Consider the following 20,125-nt stretch of genomic DNA (forward strand, 5'->3'; position numbering starts at 1 on the left):
GGCAGACATAAGTGATGGTGGACCGTCAGCAGTGAAGGTGGACCGTGGATCTTCTGCAGTTGCGTTACTTCCAGACCGTCGCCCGCTTCGAGCACATCAGCCGGGCGGCGGAGGAGCTGCGCATAGCGCAGCCCTCGCTCAGCCGCACCCTGGCGCGTCTCGAGGCCGAGCTCGGCACCCCGCTCTTCGACCGGCAGGGCCGCCGCATCCGGCTCAACCCGTACGGCGCGATGTTCCTGCGCCATGTCGACCGCGCCCTGAGCGAGCTCGACGACGGCTGCAGGGCCCTGCGCGACGCCCGTGACAGCGGGCTCGGCCGGGTCAGCGTCGCCTCCGAGACCCTGCTCACGGTCACCCATCTCCTCGGCAGCTTCCGGGCCGACCACCCCGACGCCGACGTGCGCCTCTACCAGTCGGACGCGGCGGAGATGTCCCGCCAACTGCGCGCCGGAGAGGTCGACTTCTGCGTGGCCTCGCAGCCGCTGACCGGCACGAACCTGGAGTCGGTCGAGCTGGCCCGCGAGGAGGTGCTGCTCGCGGTTCCGCCCGGGCACTGGCTCGATGGGCGGGAGAGCGTGACGATCCCCGAGATCGCCGACGAGCCCTTCGTCACCACCCGCCCGGGCCAGTGGCAGCGCACCCTCCTCGACCAGCTGTTCACGGCCGAGGGGCTCACGCCGCGGCTGTCCTGCGAGGGCGACGAACCGGGCGCCAGCCAGGACATGATCAGCGCGGGACTCGGCATCGGACTCATCCCGGCGATGTCCCGCCAGGCCGGCATGGAGACCCGCGTGCCGGTCGCCTGGCTGCACCTGGACGCCCCCGGCTGCCACCGGGTGCTGACCCTGGTCCGGAACCGCGACGCCTACCTCTCCGAAGCCGCCCTGAAGTTCCGGGAGTTCACCACCGACCGGCCCTTCATGACCCACCGGCTCCCCCACCGGCGCCCCTTGCACTCGCACGACCCCGCCCAGGGCGTGTCCTAGCGCGCCGGTAACTCCTCTGGTACGTTCCAACGCGCCGCCGCATCCCCGGCCGAGGACGTCGCGTGTCCGAACGGCCGACAGATGAGGGCGGGTTGGCAGGGGTGTCGCGTCCCCCACCGGCCACCGGCGGCGCCCTCCCCCTTGCACCGATTCCACTTGTTCCCAGCTGACCGCTGTCCGTGCCCTGGCGCGCCCCGCACGCGCGGCCGGACGCCGTCACGGAGTACCGAGGAGTTCCGGCATGCCCAAAATCACCTACGTCGCCACCGACGGCACCGCGCGCACCATCGACGTCGCCGTCGGCACGAGCGTCATGCGCGGCGCCGTCTTCAACGACGTCGACGGCATCGTCGCCCAGTGCGCCGGCCACGCGCAGTGCGCCACCTGCCACGTCTACGTGGACGAGGCGCACCTCGACCAGCTGGAGCCCGCGCGCCCGGACGAGGACGACATGCTCGGCTTCACCGCCTGCCCGCGCCGCCCCAACAGCCGCCTGAGCTGCCAGCTCAAGGTGACGAGCGACATGGACGGCCTGATCGTCCACCTCCCGGAACGGCAGTACTGATGACCAACAGCACACACCCCGCGTCCGTGGTCGTCGTGGGCGCCGGACAGGGCGGCCACCAGACGGCGGTGTCCCTGCGCGAGCACGGCTACCGGGGATCCGTCACGCTCATCAGCGCCGAGGACGCCCTTCCGTACGAGCGTCCGCCGCTGTCCAAGGCGTACCTCACGGGCGAGGCGGACCAGTCCCAGCTCTGGCTGCGGCCCGCCACGTACTACGTACGCCAGTCGATCGACCTGGTCGGCGGCACCGTCACGGAGATCGACCGGGCCGCCCGCACGGTCCGGCTCGCCGACGGCTCCTCGTACGAGTACGGCCATCTCGTCCTGGCCACGGGCGCGCGGCCGCGGGCGCTCGACGTGCAGGGTGCCGGGCTGCGCGGCGTGCACACCCTGCGTACCGAGCAGGACGCCGCCGAGCTGCGGGCGGCGCTCGCCACCGCCCGGCGCGCGGTGGTGGTGGGCGCGGGGTTCATCGGCCTCGAATTCGCCTCCGTGGCACGCTCGGTGGTGCCGGAGCCGGAGGGTGCGACGGCTCGGGGGTCCGGGGGTTCGACGGCTCGGGGGACAGGCCGCCCGACGGCGCGGGTGCCCGGGCGTGCGCGCTGCGAGGTGACGGTCGTCGAAGCGCTCGACCGTCCGCTCGCCCGGGCCGTCTCGGCGCCCACCGCCGGCCACTTCACGCGGCTGCACCGCGAGGAGGGCACCCGGTTCCTGTTCGGCCGGGGCGTCGCGGCCCTGCACGGCGACGGGCGCGGGCGCGTGGCGTCGGTGGAGCTGGCCGACGGGCGCAGGCTGCCCGCCGACCTGGTCCTGGTCGGCGTCGGCGTCACCCCGCGCACGGAACTGGCCGCGGCGGCCGGTCTCGCGGTGAACGGCGGCATCACCGTCGACTCCCGCCTGCTGACCGGCGATCCGCGCATCTCCGCCATCGGGGACTGCGCGGCGTTCCCGCAGGTGCGTTCCGGGAACCTGCTGCGGCTCGAATCGGTGCAGAACGCCGTCGGCCACGCCCGGCTCGCCGCCGAGCGGATCACCGGGTCGACGACCCGCGCCTACGACGAACTGCCCTGGTTCTGGAGCGACCAGTTCTCAACAAGGCTCCAGATCACGGGAGTTACCGACGGAGGCGGCCACGATACGGAGGTGGTACTCGGCGACGTGAACTCCGGCGCGTTCTCGGTGCTCCTCTTCCGGGGTGCGGACCTCCTGGCGGTCGAGTCCGTCAACCGCCCCGCCGACCACCTGGCGGCCCGTCAACTCCTGGGCAGGGCAATCAAGGTGACCCCGGACTATGCCACGGCACCCGGGTTCACGCTCAGGGGCCACCTCGCACACCCCACGCCGGGCAGGCCGCGTCACACTCCGGGGGCGGACCGCACGGTGATGCCGTGCCGCTCCAGCAGCGCCGACGTCACCCCGTCGCCCGACACCAGCCCCCCGGCGAACGACCCGTCGTAGACCGCGCCCCGGCCGCACGAGGGGCTGCGCGGCATCAACAGCGCCTCCGCGCAGCCCCCGTGCCGCGCCGCCGCGAGCGCGCGGTGCGCTCCGGCGACGAACTCCGCCGTCACGTCACGCCCCGTGTCCTCGACGACCCGCGCCGTCCCGTCCAGCACGTCGTGTCCGTCACCGCCGACGAGCTCGGCGGGCCGGCGCGGCGTGGCGAGGCCGCCCGCGACTTCCGGACAGAAGGAGACGACCGCACGACCGGCCACGGCCTCGTCGAACTCGGGGGACGCCTTGTGCCGCCCGTCGTAGCGGCAGGGCACTCCGCGCAGGCACGCGCTGACCAACACTGCTTCCATGCCGTCAGGCTATGCGGGAGCCCGCCGCTGCCGTGCCCCGAGTCCCACCACAGGGCTCTGGCACGCCCCTTGACCGCTCCCTGAACTGCGGTTACCGCTCGACAACAAATTGACTTTGCGAGCCCTTTACTGTTCCCTGCCGACATGCACCGACACATCCGCACCGCCGCGTGCGCCCTCGCCGCCGCCGGACTCGCGCTGAGCCTCGCCGCCTGCTCCGAGGCTGAGGAGGCCGTCGACGCCGTCGACAAGGCCGTCAACGAGAAGTACCAGGTGACCTACGAGGTCTCCGGCAAGAGCGTCGACGAGATCGAGTTCGCCGCGGGCGGCGGTTCCGCGGCCAACCCGAAGCTGGAGAAGGAAGCCGACCCGAAGTTGCCGTGGAAGAAGACGGTGACGCTGCGCGGCATCACACCGCCCACCGTCGTCCCCATCTCGACGGACCCGACGGGCTCCGACCTCACCTGCAAGGTGATCTACAAGGGCAAGGTCATCAAGGAGGCATCCGGCGAGAACGTCGTGGCCGGTTGCATCGCGGTCTCCCCGGTCGGCAAGTAGCCGCCAGGAAGGTCGGCCGCCGCGGGGGCGGGGTGATCCGGGGCGGCCGCCACGTGAACAAGTCCGGCTGAAAGAACCGGACATGGGGCGACGCCCCCAGCAACTCCCGCGCCGTCACGCGAACGCGGCCCGGGCGGCGTGTTCTTGGGTGCGGGCCTCCTCCCTGGTGGTCCAAGCGGCGCCGCGCCGCAGGGCGTCGAACTCGTGGGTGAGTGACGTCGCGGACGTGGTGCGGGTGTCGGTGCTGATGGTGACCGGGAGCCCGGCGGCCAGGAGGCGGGTGGCGGGGTGGGCGGCGAGGCCGGGGACGGCGCCGGTCTGCACGTTGCTGGTGGGGCACATCTCCAGGGCGACGCGGTCGGTCCGCAGGCGGTCGAGGAGCGCGCCGTCGCCGGCGCAGCGGACCCCGTGGCCGATGCGTCGGGCGCCGAGGACATCGATCGCCTCCCACATGCTCGCGGGCCCCGCGGCCTCCCCGGCGTGCACCGTGCAGGGGAGCCCGGCCGCGTGGGCGAGATCGAACGCGGCACGGTGCGGGCGCCCGCCGTGCAGCCTCTCGTCACCGGCGAGGTCGAGTCCGACGACCGCCTCGCGATGACGCAGGGCGGTCTCGGCGACGGCGAGGCTCTCGTCCGGGGACTGGTGGCGCAGACAGCACAGCAGGAGTCCGGTCCGTACGCCGGTGTCCCGCCGCCCCGCGGCCAGGCCCCCGGCGACGGCCCGCACGGCGTCGTCCAGCGTCATGCCGCGGCGGCCGTGCAGTTGCGGGGCGAAGCGGACCTCGCCGTACACGACACCGTCGGCGCTCCAGTCCTCGACGAGTTCGCGTGCCGCGCGGGTGAGGGCGGCGGGCGTCTGGAGCACCCGCAAGGGGACGTCGATGTAGGTGAGGAACCGGGTGAGGCTGCCGCAGTCGCGCGGGGCGATCACCAACTCCTCCACGGGCCCGTCCAGGAGGACGCCCTGCTCGCGAGCGAGGTCGGCGACCGTTCCGGGCCGCACGGAACCGTCCAGGTGACAGTGCAGTTCGTACCGCGGCACAGGAGCGCGGGAGGGAATGAGGGCGGGGGTCGGCTCGCTGGAGTTCATCGGCGGCTTCCCGGTGAGGGGGCGGCAGGCGCGGCGGACAGCGGAGCGAGGCCGAAACCTCGGCGCGCGCCCGGCGGCACCGAGGCCGGAATCCGGCGAGCCAGCGCGTCGAACAGAAGCCCCTTGAACCCGACTTCGTCCACGCGCCGCACCAGGGTCAGGTTGGGCGCGGGCGCGGTCCTGCGACGGTCGATGATCATCTGTCCCCGGGTCTCGTCGCCCACGGCGATGTCCACGTACGCCTGTTCCCGCTCCGTGATCAGTTCGGGCCGCAGGGCGACGGCCATGGCGACGGGGTCGGGCAGGTCGTATCCGGCCAGGCCGGTGACGTCGCGGGCCCAGTCGGCCACGGTGCGGTTGACGCGATGGGCGAAGGTCGCCATGGGAGTGCCGAGGCGCTCCAGGCGCCGCTGGTCCTCCGGGGTCATGACGGCGTCCTTGCGGGAGACGTCCCAGCCGATCCAGGTCACCTTGTCGGGCGTGGCGGCCCGGGTGACGATCCGCGCGGCCTCGGGATCGGCCCACACGTTGAACTCGGCCGTGGGCGAGACGTTCCCTCGCGTGTCGGCCGCGCCTGCCATGCAGTAGACGTGCCGGTAGCGGGTGAACAGCAGCGGATCACGCGTCAGCGCAGCGGCGATGTTGGTGAGCGGGGCGAGCGTGACGAGTGTCAGCTCGCCGGGGTGGTCGCGGGGCAGGCCGAGCAGGACGTCGACCGCGTGCGGCGGCTCCGGGGCGCGCGCCGGTTCGGGCAGACCGATGTCCCCCATCCCGTCCTCACCGTGCACATGCTGCGCACTGGACAGGCTCCGCACCAGCGGGCGTGCGCAGCCCGGATACACGGGTATGTCGGCGCGCCCCGCGGTCTCCAGGGAGATGAGGGCGTTGCGGGTGCCGGTGGCGAGCGGAACGTTCCCGGCCGCGGTGGTGACGGCCCGGACATCGCCGAGTCCGCCGGCGGCCGCCAGCAGCAGCGCGACCGCGTCGTCGGATCCGGTGTCGGTGTCGATGACCAGCGGAAGAGCAGGCACGGACCGTGTTCCCTTCGTCCGAGGTGTACGAGACGGCGTACGAGGTGCGCCGCCCGGCCCCCATGTCTAAACGTTTAGATGCCAGAATGCAAGGATCATGACGAAGCGAGCAGCCAGAGCGGCCACCCTGACCGACGTGGCCCGCAGGGCCGGGGCCTCGACAGCGGTGGTCAGTTACGTGATGAACAACGGCCCCCGCCCGGTCGCCGCCGCGACCCGCGAGCGGGAGCGGGTGCTCGCCGCGGCGGCCGAGCTCAACTACCGCCCCAACCGCGTCGCCCGCGCCCTGCGTTCACGCACCACCGGTGTCGTCGGGCTCGTCCTCGCCGACGCGTCCAATCCCTACTTCGGTGCCCTGGCCCGGCACATCGAGCGAGCCCTCGGTGCGCGCGACAAACTCACGCTGACGGGCAACGCCGACTACTCGGCGGACCGCCAACAGGACCTCGTGGAACGCTTCCTCGCCGCTCAGGTCGACGGCCTCGTGATCGTCTCCGCGGACGGCGGCGCCGACGTGGCCGCCGAGGCCGAGGCGGCCGGCGTCCCCGCCGTCTACGTACACAACCGGCCCGCGTCCGGCCACTCCCCCGTGGTGAGCGCCGACAACGACGCCGCCGTGCACACGGCGGTGACCCACCTGCGCTCCCACGGCCACGACCGCGTCGCCTTCCTCGCCGGCCCCCACGACGCGGGCCCCGTCGGCCACCGCCGCGCGGCCTGGGAGTCCGCCGTCGGCCGCACCGACGACACGCTCCTGCGCTGCGCCTACGCGCGGGCCGCCGCGGCCGCACTGACCCGGGACCTCGTCGCCCGCGGCGCCATGCCCCCGGCACTGATCACCGCCACCGACGAACAGGCCATCGGGGTGCTCGCGGGCGCCTCGGCCGCCGGACTGTCCGTACCCGGCGGGCTCGCCGTCGTCAGCCTCGACGGGACCCCCGACAGCGCCCACACCGCCCCCGCCCTGACCGTCGCAGAACAGCCCCTGCGGGCCATGGCGCGACGCGCCGTCGGCGTGCTGCTCGACGGTGCCGACAGCGCCTCCGCCGAGGCCGTGCCGCCCGCGTCCCTGATCGTGCGGCGCAGTTGCGGGTGCGGGAGCGGTTGAGAACGGGCCTTCCGGACAGTCACTAGGGCGTGTCCGATGGTTCGGATGAGGGGCCGGTTGGCTCTCGACGCGCGGCGGATTGGCCCGCTCGGGTCCCGCAGAGCGGGATCGGGTGGGCAAGTCCGCTGATCGTCTCGGCGAGGTCCGGCCGAAAGCAGATGGTGCGCTTTTCGGACGTTTTGGGTCATTGCCTGCGGGACATCGTTGTGGGCGGGCAGGGTGGACGCAGTTCTCCAGACCCCTGGAAGACATCGTGGAGGAGGCGCCATGACAGCCGTTTTCACCGCCACGTTGATCGCCCGCCACAGTGACAAGGCCGTGTCCGTCGACGGTGAGAAGAAGACCGACGGCGCCGCGATCATCCAGTGGGCATACGCGGACCGCGATCACCAGAAGTGGAACCTGGAGGCGACCACCGGCGGCTACTACATCGTCCGCGCCGTCCACAGCGGCAAGCCGATGTCGGTCGACAGCGAGAAGATCGACAACGGCACCCCGGTCATCCAGTGGCCCCTGGGGAACAGGCCGAACCAGGAGTGGAAGCTCGTCCAGAAGGACGACGGCTACTTCGCCCTGGAGGCCCGGCACAGCGGCAAGGTCCTCTCCATCCTCAGCGAGGACAGGACGGACGGCGGCAAGCTCGTCCAGTGGACCGACGAGAACAAGCACCACCAGCAGTTCCGCCTCGGCTGAGGAAGTGCTTGAGGGCGTCGACGCATCGCTCGACTTCTCCCTGCAGGCGTACGGCTTCCGGGCGATGCCACACCGGGCGCCGACACGCTCCAGGCGTGGCCGTGGGCGAGGGCGCTGGGCGTGGGCGAGGGCGCTGGGCGTGCGGCAGCCGACGATGGCCGGTGCCTCCTGGACGAGCGCGTCGTCGGTGAGCGCCTCCACCATGAACAGCGCGAAGTCCACCCGGCGCGTCCGGTTGCCGGCCAGCACCGGGTCGCCCACGTGTCGGCTGCACACGGGCAGGCCCTGCCGCGCACCACGGTCCACCGGGGAGGTGAGCCTGCCGTTCAGCGACTCGGCGGGGCTGGACGAGGTCGCGGGCGCCATCCTGCGGGAGATGCCCGCCGACGCCTACCCCCATCTCACCGAACTCGCCACGGAGCACGTCCTCAAGCCGGGCTACGCCTACGCCGACGAGTTCACCTTCGGCATCTCCCTCATCCTCGACGCCCTGCACCCGGACGAGGACGAGACCGAGGGCGCCGAGGGCGTTTCCTAGGGGCTGTCCGACGGGTCGGAGTGCCGGACCAGCCAGTCGCCGTCGCGCATCAGCTCGCGGCCGCGCAGTTCGTTCTCCTCCCGCCACGCCTGGACGCGACGCGGAGTGATGCGGAACCAGCGGTAGGGCGTGGCCGGTACGCGCGGGTCGAAGCCGGTGCGCGCGGCGAACCTCTCGGCCCGCTGCCGCGGCAGCGCGTCGATCTCGAAGACCTCGACCTCGCCGTCGATCATGGACACGTCGCGGGTGGAGCCGAGCCCGAGTCGGGCGGTCCCCGTCGCGGCCAGGTTCCTGCCGGTCGGGCTGTCCGCCGGGGTGGCCAACAGGAGCGTCTCGCCGTCCCAGTCGAAGGACAGCGGCACCAGGTACGGCGCGCCGTCCGGCGAGGCGGTGGCCACCCAGACGTCGACGTCGTGGGTGAGCCGGTGCTCGGTGTCGCGGCGGCGCCGGGCACGGGGGCGGGGTGCGGTCTTCATCGGTCCTCCGGTATGCAGTGGTGCTCGCGTATGCAGCGGCCCTCCAGCGGGCCGAACGCCCTTGTCGGGCTTGATCGCTGTGGTCCGAGCCTCTCCCGGCGGGGGTGCGGGCCGCCTCCGTGCTGACCACGGAAGCCGCCACGGATAATGAGGCGGTGTCGACACCAGTGATCTCGGCTCGGGAAGCCGAAGTGCTCGCGCTGCTCGGGGAGCACCTCAGCAACGCGGAAATCGCCGCGCGCTTGTTCATCTCCGTACGCACCGTCGAGTCGCACGTCTCCTCGCTGCTGCGCAAGCTGGAGGTGCCGGACCGGCGGGCGCTGTCCCGGCACGCGGCCGAACGCGCACCCGCGGAACAGGCGCGCCCGGCCCCGGCCCTGCCGGCACCGCTGACCTCGTTCATCGGCCGGGCGCGGGAGCGCGGCGAGCTGGCCGAGGCGGTGCGGGCCCACCGGCTGGTGGCCGCCGTCGGCCCGGGCGGAGTGGGCAAGACGCGGCTCGCGCTGGCCGTGGCGGCGGACGTGGCCGCCGAGTTCGCCGACGGGGTGTGGTTCATCGACCTGGTCTCGGTCACGGACCCCGAGCGCGTGGGGGCGGCGGTCGCGGCGGCCGCCGGCGTGGGCGAGCAGCCCGGGCTCGGCATCGACGACGCCCTGCTCGCCGCGCTGGCGGACCGTCAGGCACTGCTGGTGCTCGACAACTGCGAGCAGGTGCGCGACGGGGTGGCTCCGTTCCTCGAACGGCTCCTGACGTCCTGTCCACGCGTGCGGGTGCTCGCGACGAGCCGGGCCCGGCTGATGGTGCCGTTCGAACGGATCTTCCCGGTCCCGCCGCTGTCGCGGGCCGGCGGCGACGAGTCGGAGGCGGTGGCCCTGTTCATGGACCGGGCGGCGGCGGTCGGCTGGCCCCCGGGCCCGGCGGTGAGCGAGGGGGTCGTGTCCATCTGCGAGCGGCTCGACGGCATGGCGCTGGCGATCGAGCTGGCGGCGGCGCGGTGGTCCACGCTCGGGCTCGACGGCCTCGCGGACGGCCTCGCCGATCAGCTGCGGATCCTCACCGGCGGCGCCCGCGCCGACGACCGGCACCGGTCGGTGCGGGCCGTGCTCGACTGGAGCCACGACCTGCTGGAGCCGCGGGATCAGGCGCTGCTGCACCGGGTGGCGGTGTTCGTCGCGCCGTTCACCGCGGCGGCGGCCGCCGAGGTCGCCGGGTTCGCGCCGCTGGATCCGGGCGCGGTCGCCGACGGGCTCGGCAGACTCGCCGAACAGAGCCTGCTCACCGTGGTTCCGTCCGCGTCCGGCACCCGGTACCAGGCGTTGGAGACCATCCGGCAGTACGGGACGGAACGGCTCGCCGACGCCCGTGAACCGGACACTGTCCGCTCCCGCCACCTGGACTGGTGCCTGGCCGGCGCGACCGCACTCGGGGACGCCTCGGGCGCGGACTGGCGCGCCCGGTTCGACGCCCTGGCGGACGACCTCCGGGCGGCGCTCACCTGGGCGGCCGACCAGCCGCGCCGGCGCGCGGACGCCCACCGTCTCGCCTTGTCCCTGGCCGAGTTGGCGTTCACCCGCAATCTGCTCGGCGAGGCACAGGAGCGGTACGAGCAAGCCGCCCGGCTCGCCGACGACGCCACCGGTGCCGTGGCACTGCGGCACGCCGCCGCGGTGGCCGGGTGCCGCAGGCTCGGTGACGACATGTTCCGCCTGCACCGTGCCGCGGCGGACGCCGCCCGGCGGGCCGGGGACGGCGTCGGCGCGGGCCGCGATCTGGCGGCCGCCGCCACCGTCGCGTACCGCTTCTCCACGTCGTTCACGCGGATGCCTCCCGTGGACGAGGTGACCGCCATGGTCGCGGAGGCGCGCGAGCTGTCCGGCGGTGCCCCGGCCGCCGAGGCGGATGTGGCGCTGGCGGAGGCGGCGGTGCTCGCGGACGCGTTCGGCGCGATCCAAGGGGACCTGGACCACACCGCCGACACCGCGCGGGAGACGGTCGGGCGCGCCGAGCACGCGGTCGCTCTCGCCCGCCGCGCGGGCGACCCGGTGGCGGAGTCCGCCGCCCTCGACGCGCTCTCCGGCGCCCAGAGTTGGGCCGGTGAGTCCTTCGCCACCGCGGCGGCGGCCCGGCGCCGGATAGACATCCTGGCTTCCGCGCCGCCCACCCCCGCCAGTACGCACGAACTGATGGACGCCCTCGCCATGGCCGCCGGAACCACGGTGGGCGTGGGGGAACTGCCGGAGGCCCGCCAGTGGGGCAGGCGGCTCGCCGACCACCCGCTGCTCGCCGAGGCGGGCCATCACGCCACGGCCTGGCTCCTGGTCGCGGACGCGTTCGCCGGGCATGCCGACGACGTACGCACCCGCAGCGTGCGGTTCCTCGACGCGTGGGAGCAGAGCGGCCGCCAGCAGTCGCTGTCCCTCGGCGCGGCGGCCGCGTCCGTCGCCATGATCCACGGCCTGCGCGGCGACCACGACGCCCGGGCCGCCTGGCTCGCGATCGTCGACCGGGCGGACACGGCGGCGGAACACCGGCTCGGCTACGGCGCGGTCTTCGACGCGACGGTCCTGCTCCACCGCGGCGACGCGGAGGCGGCCCTGGAGCGCCTCGCGCCGGAGCCGGATCAGGTGTGGAAGTGGGTGTGCTGGATCTGGCTGCACTGGTACGTGGCGCTGCGGGCGGAGGCGGCGGTGCTCGCCGGGCACCCGGACGCCCGGGACCGGATCGACGCCGCCCGGACCGTGGTCGTCGGCAACCCGGTCGCCACCGCCCAGGTGGACCGCGCGGAGGCCCTGCTCGACGGCGATCTGCCGCGGCAACTCGCCGCCGCGGCGGCGTTCGACGCGGCCGGCTGCCCCTACCAGTCGGCGCGCACCCTGCTGCTCGCCGGGGGCGAGCACGCCGCCGCGGGTGCGGCCGCGCTCGCCGAACTCGGCCTCGCTCCGGCGGCCGTCCGGTAGCCCGCTCCGGGTGCACGCCCTCGGACGGGCTCTCAGCTCACCGCCTGCTTCACCAGCGCGGCGATCCGCTCCTCCGCCTCGGGCGTCACCTCGGTCAGCGCGAACCCGGCCGCCCACATCGTGCCCTCGTCCAGCTTCGCCTGGTCGCTGAACCCCAGCGTCGCGTACCGCGCCTTGAACTTCGCCGCGCTCTGGAAGAAGCAGAGGACCTTGCCGTCCAGCGCGTAGGCGGGCATCCCGTACCAGAGCTTCGGGGCGAGGGCCGGGGCGGCGGCCGTGACGACGGCGTGGACGCGCTCGGCCATGGCCCGGTCCGCGTCCTGCATCTCGGCGATCTTCGCGAGTACGTCCCGCTCCGCCTCCGCCGCCTTGTCCGCCCGCGATCCGGCGCGCCCTGCCTTCTTCTGCTCCCGGGCGTGGTCCTTCATCGCGGCCCGCTCGTCCGCCGTGAAACCCTCGTACTTGCTGCTGTCCGTGCTGCTCATGGTGACTCCCGTAGCCGTGGGTCGCGATCGCCCCGGTGTGTTCTGCCGGTCCCGATCGGTGTGGTCACAGCTTCTCCCGGCGGAGGTACGGGACGCCTCCGTGCTGACCACGGAATCCACCACGGACGACGCGTGGGTGCCGGCGCGCACGCCTGCCCACCTCGGCCTGCCCAGCGCGCTGGGGCGCTGGGCAGGTCGCGAGGCGGTGGGGCGGCGGGCCGGAGGTCAGCCGCGCAGCGGTCCCTCGCAGCGGAAGTCGGACGTGCCGCCCCGGCCGTCGGACCAGATCTGCACCTCGCCGAACGAGCAGTTCATGTCGGTGAGGTTGTTGTCACCGCTCTTGGACCGGTCGAGGATGAAGTAGTCGACCGTCTCGGACATGTCCTTGAAGACGAGGTCGGGGTTGGTCGCGCCGGTGAGCCGGGCCGTGACGCGGCCGGTGCAGGCGAAGGTCGGGCGGTCCTTCGAGCCGCCGGGGGCGCACTGCGGTGTCATGCCCGTCGTCGCCTTGAAGGAGTCGCGGACCCGGGCGGACGAGGTGGCGTGCAGCTTCTCCACCGGCACGTACTTGGTGTCCGGCACGAACAGGTCGTCGACGTTCTTGATCTGCTGGTCGAGGAACGCGTCGTACCCCCGCTGCAGGTTCGTGTCCCTGCCGAGCCGGTCGCGCCAGGCGTCGAAGCCCGCCGGGTTGTCGGCGCGCAGCAGCCGGTACATCTCCTTGAGCAGGGCGGGGCGCTCGGTCCACAGGTACTCGAAGAACGTGCCCGCGTAGCTGTAGAAGCGGAAGCCGTCGCCGTCGTACGTGGCGTGCAGGATCTGGTTCACGGTCATGCGCGGGCCGCCGTTCGCCGTGTCGGCGATGATGCTCTTGACCAGGGACTTGCGGACCTTGATGCCGTCGTCGCGGGTGGCGCCGTCGAAGAACTCCGCGGTGCCCTCGTCCATCGCCGTGGTCCGGTCGCCCTGGTACCAGGGGCCCTCGCCGAAGAAGCCGGGCACCGCCCAGCGGCCGTTGAGGTAGTGCGTGTACTCGTGCCGGAACAGCTCTTCGAGGGTGAGGGAGGAGTCCTGGGGGACGCGGCGCTGGTACGTGTAGAAGGTGGCGCCCTTCTCGATGTACATGCCGCCGTTGTCGGTGCTCAGGCCGGTGAGCAGGGGCTGGAAGTTCTCGTACTGGGCGCGTGACGCGTAAAGGACCACGCGCAGGTTGGAGTTGGGGTCGCCCGCCAGCGGCTCCTGGGAGCCGACCACGCGGTGGAACTGCGCCTTGACCTGCCTGCTCGCGTAGTAGAGCTGGTCGACGGTGGCGCGGTCGAGCGCGGAGCGCACCACGATCCCGTCCGAGCCCTGCTTGCCGTAGCTGTCCGTGCGGGGGAACAGGCGCTTCTCGATGTCCTCCCTGCACACCTTGTACGGGGCGCAGGCGTCGAACTCGACGAGCCAGGTGGCGACCTTCGCCCACGGGGCGCTGAGGTCACCGAAGTTGCGGGCGGTGACGCCGAGCAGCGGGCCGAGGCCGGCGACGATCTCGGCGCGGATCGCGTCGATCTGGCCCAGGCGGCCGTACTCAAGCAGGGCGTCGCGCACCACCCAGTCGTTCTCCGTGCCCTTGAGGTGGGTGTGGCCCGCGAACGCCTTGAACGCGGCGCGGTAGGACGGGTCGGCCGCCACGGCGGTGTGGAAGGCGGTGTCCTTGTTGCCGGGGTAGACGCCGAGGTAGTTGAGGGAGAGCGCGGCGAGCGCGGCCCCGGCCCAGGCGCGGTCCTTGTGGGTGGCCGGGCGGTCGGCGTCCATGGTCTTCAGGACCCGCTTGATCAGGGGCAGTTGGTGCTGGCGCAGGCCCGGCGCGCCGGCCGCGTACAGGGCCTCGCGCAGCGTCTGCGCGTTGGCGGGGGTCACGTCGAAGGTACGGGCCGCCGTGCCGAAGGCGTCGACGGCCGCGCGCATGGCGGCGACGGTCGGCGGGTCGGTGACGTCGATCTCGTCGCGGGAGAAGTCGTGGTACGCGACGGCGTGCAGGTAGGTGAACATCTCCAGGAGGTGGCTGCCGTTCTTGCCGTCGTGGCCCGCGGCGAGCGAGCCGATGCGGCGGGACACCGCCTGCACGTGCGCGTCCGACATCACCGGGGCGAGGCGCCGGTCCCAGGTCCAGATCAGTGAGCGCAGACAGCCGTCGGCGGTGACGGCGGGGTCGGCGAGGAAGTCCGCGAAGGCTTCCGGGGACAGCCGGGTGACGTCGTCGAGGGTGCAACCGGCGGCCGCCGACTTGTGCTTGGGCTTGGGCGTACGCGGGCCGGGGACGCGGCCGTCGGTGAGGCCGCCCGGGGCGGGGATCTGCTTGGCCGAGGGCTTGGGCGCCTTGGCCAGGCGGTCGGCCCTGTCGTGCGGGTCGGGCGCGGCGGCCCCCGGACCGGGGGCGGCGGCCGGGCGTATCGCGTCGGGCGACGCGGAGGGAGTGTCGGCCAGCCCGAGCGGGGCGGCGGTGACGCACAGGGTCACCGCCGTCGCGACGGTGAGCAGTGATCTGCGCAGGGTTCTCGAAGGAAACACAGAGGGCTCCCAGGTGGGGGTGGAGGGTCAACACGTGGACGGGGCCGGGATCTCGGCCCAACTGCCGTGTTGCTGACGGCACTTGGCGGCCCCGCTCCCCGAGTCGGCGGTCCGCCATGTGACGCGTAACGTAGTAATGTGAAATTGCACTGACAAGAGGTCAGGCGCTCCGTTATCCACCTGTGTCCCAACTGGGCGGCGTTGCCGGTCGGCTGACTGTGCCTCAAAGAGACGCGGGCGGACAGCGGTCAGGCGGCCGGAGCGGACTCCGGGTGGCTTTCCGGGTAGCCCAGAAGGCGCCGGAGCAGCGTGTCCCGCCGTTCCGGCGCGACGTCCGCGAGCAGCGTCGCGAGCACCGCGATCCGCGCCTGCCCGGCGCGCAACGTGCCGGTCAGGACCGCGCCCGCCGCGACCAGGTCCACCGCCCCGCCGCCGGTGTAGATCTCGGCGACTGGCCCGGCGTGCACGCGCGTCGTGACGGCCACGAGGACGCCCCGCGCCACCGCCGCCGCGACGGCACCGACGAACTCCGGCGTCGCGTTGCCCGCCCCGGTCGCGACGAGTACGACGCCCCGCGCGCCGGCCGCGACCGCCGCGTCCAGGAGCAGCGGGTCGGCGTCGGAGTGGTGCGTCACGATGTCGACGCGGGGCAGTTCGGCGGACCCCGGGGTGGCGGCCCCCGTGCCGGTCGCGGGCAGGGGCAGCGGCACGGATCGCTCGGGCCGCCGGTGAATGTCGACGCGGCCGAACCCGAGCCGTCCGACGCGGCCCTCGGACGGGTCGGCGAACGGATGGGCCGCGAGGGTCTGCGTCTTCACCGTGCCGCGCGCCGCGTGCACCGCGCCGTCGAAGACCACGAGCACCCCCAAGTTCCGCACGGAAGCGGCCACTTGAAGGGCGTCGTAGACATTGCCGGGACCGTCGCCGTCGGCGGTGCCGAGCGGGCGCTGGGCGCCGGTGAACACCACCGGGCGCGGGTCGGCGTGGTGCAGATCGAGCAGGAAGGCCGACTCCTCCAGGGTGTCCGTGCCGTGGGTGACCACGACGCCTGCGACACCGGGGTCGGTGAGTGCCTCATGGACCGCGCGCAACAGCGCGAGCTGCCGGGCGGAGGTCATGCGGGAGCTGTTGATGTTGAACAGGTCGACGACCTCGGGTGTGACGCCGTGCGGCACGGCGGCCCCGGCCAGCACCTCGCTGCCGGAGGCGTCGGCGGCGTACCCCGTCCCCTGCCAACGGCTGGCGATCGTGCCGCCGGTGCTGATGACGACGACCCGCCGAGAGGCCGCCGGAGGCGCCGGGTGCGTCAGGGGGGTCGCGTGCGCCATGGGATGTGCCTGCCTCTCCATGAGGTCGGGGGGGGTGCCGTCGGCCGCTGCTCGTGGCGCCGCAACGATAGGCGAGAAGCCGCGCAATCGGGTGTCGAAATCCGCCCGGAGCACCGGGAGTTCGTAGTTCATCATTGCGTCATGGACCGAATTGATCGCGCCATCTTGCGCGAGCTCCAGGAGGACGGCCGGCTGACCAACCAGGAGCTCGCCCAGCGGGTCGGCCTCAGCGCCTCGCCCTGTATGCGACGGGTGCGGCAACTGGAGCGGGACGGGGTGATCCGGGGCTACCGGGCGGTCGTCGATCCGGAGGCGGTCGGCCGCGGTTTCGAGGTGCTCGTCTCCATCGAGGTGCGCCGCGACCGGGCGACGGTCGAGGCGTTCGAGGCGGCGCTGCGGGACATCCCCGACGTCGTCGAGGCGTACCGCCTCTTCGGCAGCCCGGGGTGCCTGCTGCGCATCGCGGTCGCCGACCTGGCCGCGTACGAACGCCTGTGGATCGAACGGCTCACGTCCCTGGACGGGGTCGCGGAGGTCAACTCGCAGATCATCATGAAGCGGGTCAAGGAGCCGCGCGGCCTCCCCGTCGACCCCGGCGGGCGGGCCTGACGCTCAGCCGGCCTCGCGTGCCAGCTCCATCAGGCGGGCCAGGACGCGGCCGCCGGAAGCCGTGATGCCGTCGTGTTCCCACTCGTTGGTGATCCAGACGCGGGTGGCGCCCACCTCGCGGGCGGTGGCGAGGGAGAGCCCCGCGTCGACGTACATGTCGTCGTAGTAGACGGCGGCGGCGAGGGGGACCTGGTTGGCGGCGAGGGCGGTCCGGTCGTACAGGGGCTGCCAGTCGGTCCTGGCGGCCAGGAGGTCGGCGGCGTCGGCGAAGGGGCGCAGGGCCCTGATCTCCCGGAACATCCAGGGGTAGATCATCTCGCCGGTGAGCAGCAGGGGGTCCGCGTCGTCGGCGAACTCCGGGTGGGCGGACAGGGCGCGGTCCGCCGCCCAGCGGCCGGCGGTGGCCCCCTGGCCGTAGATCGTCTCCTGGAGGACGGCGAAGAGCGGGTTGTCGGTGAAGCCGGTGGCGTTCATGACCTGGTGGAGGAAGGTGTCGCTCAGCTCGCCGTGGGCGTCGAGGGCCTCGTCGAGCAGCCAGTGCACCCGCTCGAAGCCGTCGCCCATGCCGAAGACCAGACCGAGGGCGCGCAGGCGGCGGACGGTGAGACGGTCGCCGTCGGGCAGCCGGACATCGGCGGCGGCGAGCAGGTCGGCGATACGGCGCAGCCGGTCCGCGTCGTCGGGGTAGCGGGCGTAGAACTGCCGTACGCGGTCGCGGACTCGGGGATAGGTGCGGGCGTACACGTCGTCGGCGGTCGCGTCGAGGCCCGGCAGGCCGCCGGTGACGTACGCCGCCTTCAACGCGTGGGGTGCACGGGAGAGGTAGGTGAGCGTGACGAAGCCGCCGTAGCTCTGGCCCAGGGTCTCCCAGGGCTCGTCGCCGCAGAGTCGGTGGCGGATGAGTTCGGCGTCGTCGACTATCGCGTCGGCGCGGAAGTGGGTGAGGTGGGCGGCGAGGCGCGCCGGGTCGGCGATCCGGGCGGCGGCGCGCGCGGTGACGGGGGTGGAGCGACCCGTGCCGCGCTGGTCGAGCAGGAGCACCCGGTGGGTCTTCAGGGCCTGCGGGAGCCAGCCGGGCGATCCGTCGGACGGGCGCGGGGACTTGCCGCCCGGGCCGCCCTGCAGATAGAGCAGCCAGGGAAGCTGCTCCCCCGCCCGGGTCCGGTCGGCGACCTCCCGCGCGAAGACCTCGATGACCGGGCCGTCGGGGCGGGCGTGGTCCAGGGGGACGGTGAAGACGTGATCGGCGGTGGCGTACGCGGGGTTCATGGGTCCCTTCGGGGCGGATGCGACGTAGGCGATGACGCGGTACTGGTGGTGTACGACGAGCCTGACGCGGCGCTCCGGTCCCAGGGATCCCTCAGCTGTGCATGACGTGCCGTGGTGCACAGCCCCCGCGTACGCTCACTCGGCCTTGGCCCACAGCGAGCGCACGTGCCCCAGGTGCCGGCGCATGCACGCCTCGGCGCCCTCGGCGTCGCCCGCCAGCATCAGCTCGAGCAGTTCCAGGTGCTCCTCGGCGGACGGGATCAGGCGGTCCCGCTCGTCCAGTGTGCTCAGGCCGTACAGACGGGTGCGCTTGCGCAGGTCGCCGACGGTCTCCACGAGGCGGTCGTTGCCGGACAGCGCGAGCAGCGAGAGGTGGAACTGCCGGTCCGCCTCGAGATAGCCGATCAGGTCGTGCTCGCGCGCGGCGCGCACGATCTCCTCGGCCACCGGCCGCAGCGCCTCCAGCTCTTCGCGGGTCGCCGTCCGCGTGACCTGGCCGACCGTGGGGATCTCGATCAGGGCACGGATCTCCGTGTACTGGTCGAGGTCCTTCTCGGTGACCTCGGTGACCCGGAATCCCTTGTTGCGGACGGGCTCGACCAGGCCCTCGCGGGTCAGGTCGAGCATCGCCTCGCGCACCGGGGTGGCGGAGACACCGAAGTCCTCGGCGAGGCCGGGGGCGGAGTAGACCTCGCCCGGCCGGAGTTCGCCGGAGATCATGGCGGCCCGCAGGGCGTGGGCGACCTGGTCGCGCAGGCGCTCCCTGGCGGTGACGAGGGTGCGCTGCTTCAGGTGGCCCATGGTCTTCCCTTCGTGCCGCGACGTGACCCGGCCATCGTACAATGTCACATGGTTTTTCCTGGTGACAGGGTGTATGTGCGGCTGGAGGTGTAGAACTCCAGCGCGGCGCGGCCCTGTTCGCGCGGGCCGTGGCTGGAGTCCTTGGTGCCGCCGAAGGGCAGGTGGAAGTCGACGCCGGTGGACGGCGCGTTGATCCGGATCATGCCGGTGTCCAGCTCGTCGAGGGCGCCGAGGGTCGCGTCGAGGTCGGCCGTGTGCACCGAGGTGACCAGGCCGTAGGGCACGGAGTTGGTGATGCGGACGGCGTCGGCCAGGTCGGCGGCCGTCAGCAGGGCCGCTACGGGACCGAAGACCTCCTCGCGCAGCAGCCGGTGGTCCGCGGGCACCTTCTCGGCGAGGGTGGGGGCCGCGTACCAGCCGGGTCCTTCGGGCACGGTGCCGCCGGCCAGCAGCGAGAGGCCCGCCCAGGCGTCACCGACCTGCTCGCGGGCCCGCTCGGAGATGAGCGGACCGCACACCGTGGCGGGGTCGGCCGGGTCCCCGACCGGGATGCTCCGCAGCGCCTCGGCGAGGGCTTCCCGCAGGGGCCCGGCGGCGCCGCCGACGGCGATCACCCGGCTGGTGGCGGTGCACTTCTGTCCCGCGTATCCGGCGATGGCGGCGGCCAGGTGCGTGGCGGCCCGCGCGATGTCGGCGTCCGGGAGGACGATCGCCGCGTTGAGGCCGCCCATCTCGGCCTGGGCCGGGATGCCGCGGGCGGTGGCCGCGCGGGCGACCGCCTGCCCGGCCCCGGTCGAGCCGGTGAAGGAGACCGCGTCGGCGGCGGAGGCGACGGCGGCACCCTCGGCGGCGCCGCCGGGCACCACCGTGAACACCCGCTCCGGCAGCACCTGTTGGACGATCTCGGCGAGCCGCAGCGCGCAGGCCGTGGCCTCGGGCGCGGGCTTGAGGACGACCGCGTTGCCCGCCGCGAGCGCCGGGGCGGCCTTCCAGCTCGGGATGGCGAAGGGGAAGTTCCAGGGCGTGATCAGCCCCGCGACCCCGTGCGGGCGGCGGCGGGTCAGCAGCAGCCCGGCCCCGGCGGCCGCCTCGTGGACGGCGCCGACGGGCTCGTAGGGGGCCTGGGCGTAGTACCGCCAGATCGCGGCGGTCCGCGCCACTTCGGCGCGGGCCTCGGTGAGCGGCTTGCCGACCTCCCGTACGGCGAGTGCGGCCAGCTCGTCGGCGGCGCCCTCGACGGCGGCGGCGATCGCGGCGAGGGCCGCCGAGCGG

The 20,125-nt window shown here is 73.4% G+C and carries 19 protein-coding genes; 9 read left to right on the forward strand and 10 right to left on the reverse strand.

The annotated features are described in order from the left end of the window. Positions 1 to 44: 44 nt before the first annotated feature. The 3 genes from STRAU_RS26760 to STRAU_RS26770 all read left to right on the forward strand — a co-directional run bounded on the left by STRAU_RS26760 (position 45) and on the right by STRAU_RS26770 (position 3,011). Positions 45 to 986: a LysR family transcriptional regulator gene (locus STRAU_RS26760; RefSeq protein WP_016643520.1), complete on the forward strand. Its 942-nt coding sequence runs from the start codon at positions 45 to 47 to the stop codon at positions 984 to 986. 241 nt (positions 987 to 1,227) lie between these two features. Beyond that, a complete protein-coding gene (locus STRAU_RS26765; RefSeq protein ID WP_016643522.1) occupies positions 1,228 to 1,551 on the forward strand; it encodes a 2Fe-2S iron-sulfur cluster-binding protein in 324 nt (107 codons plus the stop codon). Then, entirely contained in the window at positions 1,551 to 3,011 is a 1,461-nt protein-coding gene (locus STRAU_RS26770) for an NAD(P)/FAD-dependent oxidoreductase (RefSeq protein WP_016643523.1), read from the forward strand. The genes STRAU_RS26765 and STRAU_RS26770 overlap by 1 nt, the downstream gene beginning before the upstream one ends. Here the strand turns inward: STRAU_RS26770 and STRAU_RS26775 are convergent. Next, positions 2,909 to 3,358, reverse strand: a complete 450-nt coding sequence (locus STRAU_RS26775) for a 2-thiouracil desulfurase family protein (protein WP_037662101.1) — start codon at positions 3,356 to 3,358, stop codon at positions 2,909 to 2,911. The genes STRAU_RS26770 and STRAU_RS26775 overlap by 103 nt on opposite strands. Positions 3,359 to 3,502: 144 nt before the next feature. On the opposite strand from STRAU_RS26775, the gene STRAU_RS26780 reads away from it, so the two are divergent. Continuing rightward, positions 3,503 to 3,916 (forward strand): hypothetical protein, encoded by a 414-nt coding sequence (locus tag STRAU_RS26780; protein WP_016643525.1) that lies wholly within the window; start codon positions 3,503 to 3,505, stop codon positions 3,914 to 3,916. Positions 3,917 to 4,030: 114 nt separating this feature from the next. On the opposite strand, the gene add is transcribed toward STRAU_RS26780, so the two are convergent. Beyond that, a complete protein-coding gene (add, locus tag STRAU_RS26785) occupies positions 4,031 to 5,005 on the reverse strand; it encodes an adenosine deaminase (RefSeq protein WP_052029297.1) in 975 nt (324 codons plus the stop codon). Further along, positions 5,002 to 6,036: a nucleoside hydrolase gene (locus STRAU_RS26790; protein ID WP_016643527.1), complete on the reverse strand. Its 1,035-nt coding sequence runs from the start codon at positions 6,034 to 6,036 to the stop codon at positions 5,002 to 5,004. Before STRAU_RS26790 ends, add begins: the two co-directional genes overlap by 4 nt. Before the next feature lie 97 nt (positions 6,037 to 6,133). On the opposite strand from STRAU_RS26790, the gene STRAU_RS26795 reads away from it, so the two are divergent. The 3 genes from STRAU_RS26795 to STRAU_RS43920 all read left to right on the forward strand — a co-directional run bounded on the left by STRAU_RS26795 (position 6,134) and on the right by STRAU_RS43920 (position 8,375). Next, positions 6,134 to 7,144, forward strand: coding sequence for a LacI family DNA-binding transcriptional regulator (locus STRAU_RS26795; protein ID WP_016643528.1), 1,011 nt, complete (start codon positions 6,134 to 6,136; stop codon positions 7,142 to 7,144). Positions 7,145 to 7,411: 267 nt separating this feature from the next. Then, positions 7,412 to 7,837 carry an RICIN domain-containing protein gene (locus STRAU_RS26800; RefSeq protein ID WP_016643529.1) on the forward strand — a complete coding sequence of 142 codons (426 nt, stop codon included), beginning with the start codon at positions 7,412 to 7,414 and terminating at the stop codon, positions 7,835 to 7,837. A gap of 139 nt (positions 7,838 to 7,976) precedes the next feature. Next, entirely contained in the window at positions 7,977 to 8,375 is a 399-nt protein-coding gene (locus STRAU_RS43920; protein ID WP_259299990.1) for a hypothetical protein, read from the forward strand. On the opposite strand, the gene STRAU_RS26810 is transcribed toward STRAU_RS43920, so the two are convergent. Further along, positions 8,372 to 8,851, reverse strand: coding sequence for a pyridoxamine 5'-phosphate oxidase family protein (locus STRAU_RS26810; RefSeq protein ID WP_016643531.1), 480 nt, complete (start codon positions 8,849 to 8,851; stop codon positions 8,372 to 8,374). The genes STRAU_RS43920 and STRAU_RS26810 overlap by 4 nt on opposite strands. A gap of 155 nt (positions 8,852 to 9,006) precedes the next feature. Here STRAU_RS26810 and STRAU_RS26815 point away from each other — a divergent pair, with 155 nt between their 5' ends. After that, on the forward strand, positions 9,007 to 11,808 hold the full coding sequence (locus tag STRAU_RS26815) for an ATP-binding protein (protein ID WP_037662105.1): 2,802 nt from the start codon (positions 9,007 to 9,009) through the stop codon (positions 11,806 to 11,808). A gap of 32 nt (positions 11,809 to 11,840) precedes the next feature. Here the strand turns inward: STRAU_RS26815 and STRAU_RS26820 are convergent, their stop codons facing one another. From STRAU_RS26820 to STRAU_RS26830, 3 genes are all read right to left on the reverse strand, one after another. Further along, complete coding sequence (locus tag STRAU_RS26820; protein ID WP_016643533.1) at positions 11,841 to 12,293, reverse strand: iron chaperone; 453 nt, start codon at positions 12,291 to 12,293, stop codon at positions 11,841 to 11,843. 225 nt (positions 12,294 to 12,518) lie between these two features. Then, the gene (locus tag STRAU_RS26825) at positions 12,519 to 14,846 is read right to left on the reverse strand and encodes a collagenase (RefSeq protein ID WP_016643534.1); all 2,328 of its coding nucleotides are present in this window, start codon (positions 14,844 to 14,846) and stop codon (positions 12,519 to 12,521) included. Between the two features lie 248 nt (positions 14,847 to 15,094). After that, positions 15,095 to 16,174, reverse strand: coding sequence for an asparaginase (locus STRAU_RS26830; RefSeq protein ID WP_016643536.1), 1,080 nt, complete (start codon positions 16,172 to 16,174; stop codon positions 15,095 to 15,097). Between the two features lie 141 nt (positions 16,175 to 16,315). On the opposite strand from STRAU_RS26830, the gene STRAU_RS26835 reads away from it, so the two are divergent. Then, positions 16,316 to 16,783, forward strand: coding sequence for an Lrp/AsnC family transcriptional regulator (locus STRAU_RS26835; protein ID WP_037662108.1), 468 nt, complete (start codon positions 16,316 to 16,318; stop codon positions 16,781 to 16,783). 3 nt (positions 16,784 to 16,786) lie between these two features. Here the strand turns inward: STRAU_RS26835 and STRAU_RS26840 are convergent, their stop codons facing one another. The 3 genes from STRAU_RS26840 to STRAU_RS26850 all read right to left on the reverse strand — a co-directional run. Continuing rightward, positions 16,787 to 18,052, reverse strand: coding sequence for an alpha/beta fold hydrolase (locus STRAU_RS26840; RefSeq protein WP_016643537.1), 1,266 nt, complete (start codon positions 18,050 to 18,052; stop codon positions 16,787 to 16,789). Positions 18,053 to 18,187: 135 nt separating this feature from the next. Continuing rightward, complete coding sequence (locus STRAU_RS26845) at positions 18,188 to 18,853, reverse strand: GntR family transcriptional regulator (protein ID WP_016643538.1); 666 nt, start codon at positions 18,851 to 18,853, stop codon at positions 18,188 to 18,190. Between the two features lie 44 nt (positions 18,854 to 18,897). Further along, a partial coding sequence (locus STRAU_RS26850) for an aldehyde dehydrogenase family protein (RefSeq protein ID WP_037662111.1) occupies positions 18,898 to 20,125 on the reverse strand: 1,228 nt, incomplete at its 5' end.

Source organism: Streptomyces aurantiacus JA 4570, from assembly GCF_000414115.1.
In the GTDB taxonomy this organism is placed as follows: Bacteria; Actinomycetota; Actinomycetes; order Streptomycetales; family Streptomycetaceae; genus Streptomyces; species Streptomyces aurantiacus_A.

Bases quoted from the DNA above. Each gene is read 5' to 3' on its own strand.
- STRAU_RS26765 (WP_016643522.1), top strand. From the start codon at position 1,228: ATGCCCAAAATCACCTACGTCGCCACCGACGGCACCGCGCGCACCATC.
- STRAU_RS26770 (WP_016643523.1), top strand. From the start codon at position 1,551: ATGACCAACAGCACACACCCCGCGTCCGTGGTCGTCGTGGGCGCCGGA.
- STRAU_RS26775 (WP_037662101.1), bottom strand. From the start codon at position 3,358: ATGGAAGCAGTGTTGGTCAGCGCGTGCCTGCGCGGAGTGCCCTGCCGC.
- STRAU_RS26780 (WP_016643525.1), top strand. From the start codon at position 3,503: ATGCACCGACACATCCGCACCGCCGCGTGCGCCCTCGCCGCCGCCGGA.
- add (WP_052029297.1), bottom strand. From the start codon at position 5,005: ATGAACTCCAGCGAGCCGACCCCCGCCCTCATTCCCTCCCGCGCTCCT.
- STRAU_RS26795 (WP_016643528.1), top strand. From the start codon at position 6,134: ATGACGAAGCGAGCAGCCAGAGCGGCCACCCTGACCGACGTGGCCCGC.
- STRAU_RS26800 (WP_016643529.1), top strand. From the start codon at position 7,412: ATGACAGCCGTTTTCACCGCCACGTTGATCGCCCGCCACAGTGACAAG.
- STRAU_RS26810 (WP_016643531.1), bottom strand. From the start codon at position 8,851: ATGAAGACCGCACCCCGCCCCCGTGCCCGGCGCCGCCGCGACACCGAG.
- STRAU_RS26820 (WP_016643533.1), bottom strand. From the start codon at position 12,293: ATGAGCAGCACGGACAGCAGCAAGTACGAGGGTTTCACGGCGGACGAG.
- STRAU_RS26830 (WP_016643536.1), bottom strand. From the start codon at position 16,174: ATGGCGCACGCGACCCCCCTGACGCACCCGGCGCCTCCGGCGGCCTCT.
- STRAU_RS26835 (WP_037662108.1), top strand. From the start codon at position 16,316: ATGGACCGAATTGATCGCGCCATCTTGCGCGAGCTCCAGGAGGACGGC.
- STRAU_RS26840 (WP_016643537.1), bottom strand. From the start codon at position 18,052: ATGAACCCCGCGTACGCCACCGCCGATCACGTCTTCACCGTCCCCCTG.
- STRAU_RS26845 (WP_016643538.1), bottom strand. From the start codon at position 18,853: ATGGGCCACCTGAAGCAGCGCACCCTCGTCACCGCCAGGGAGCGCCTG.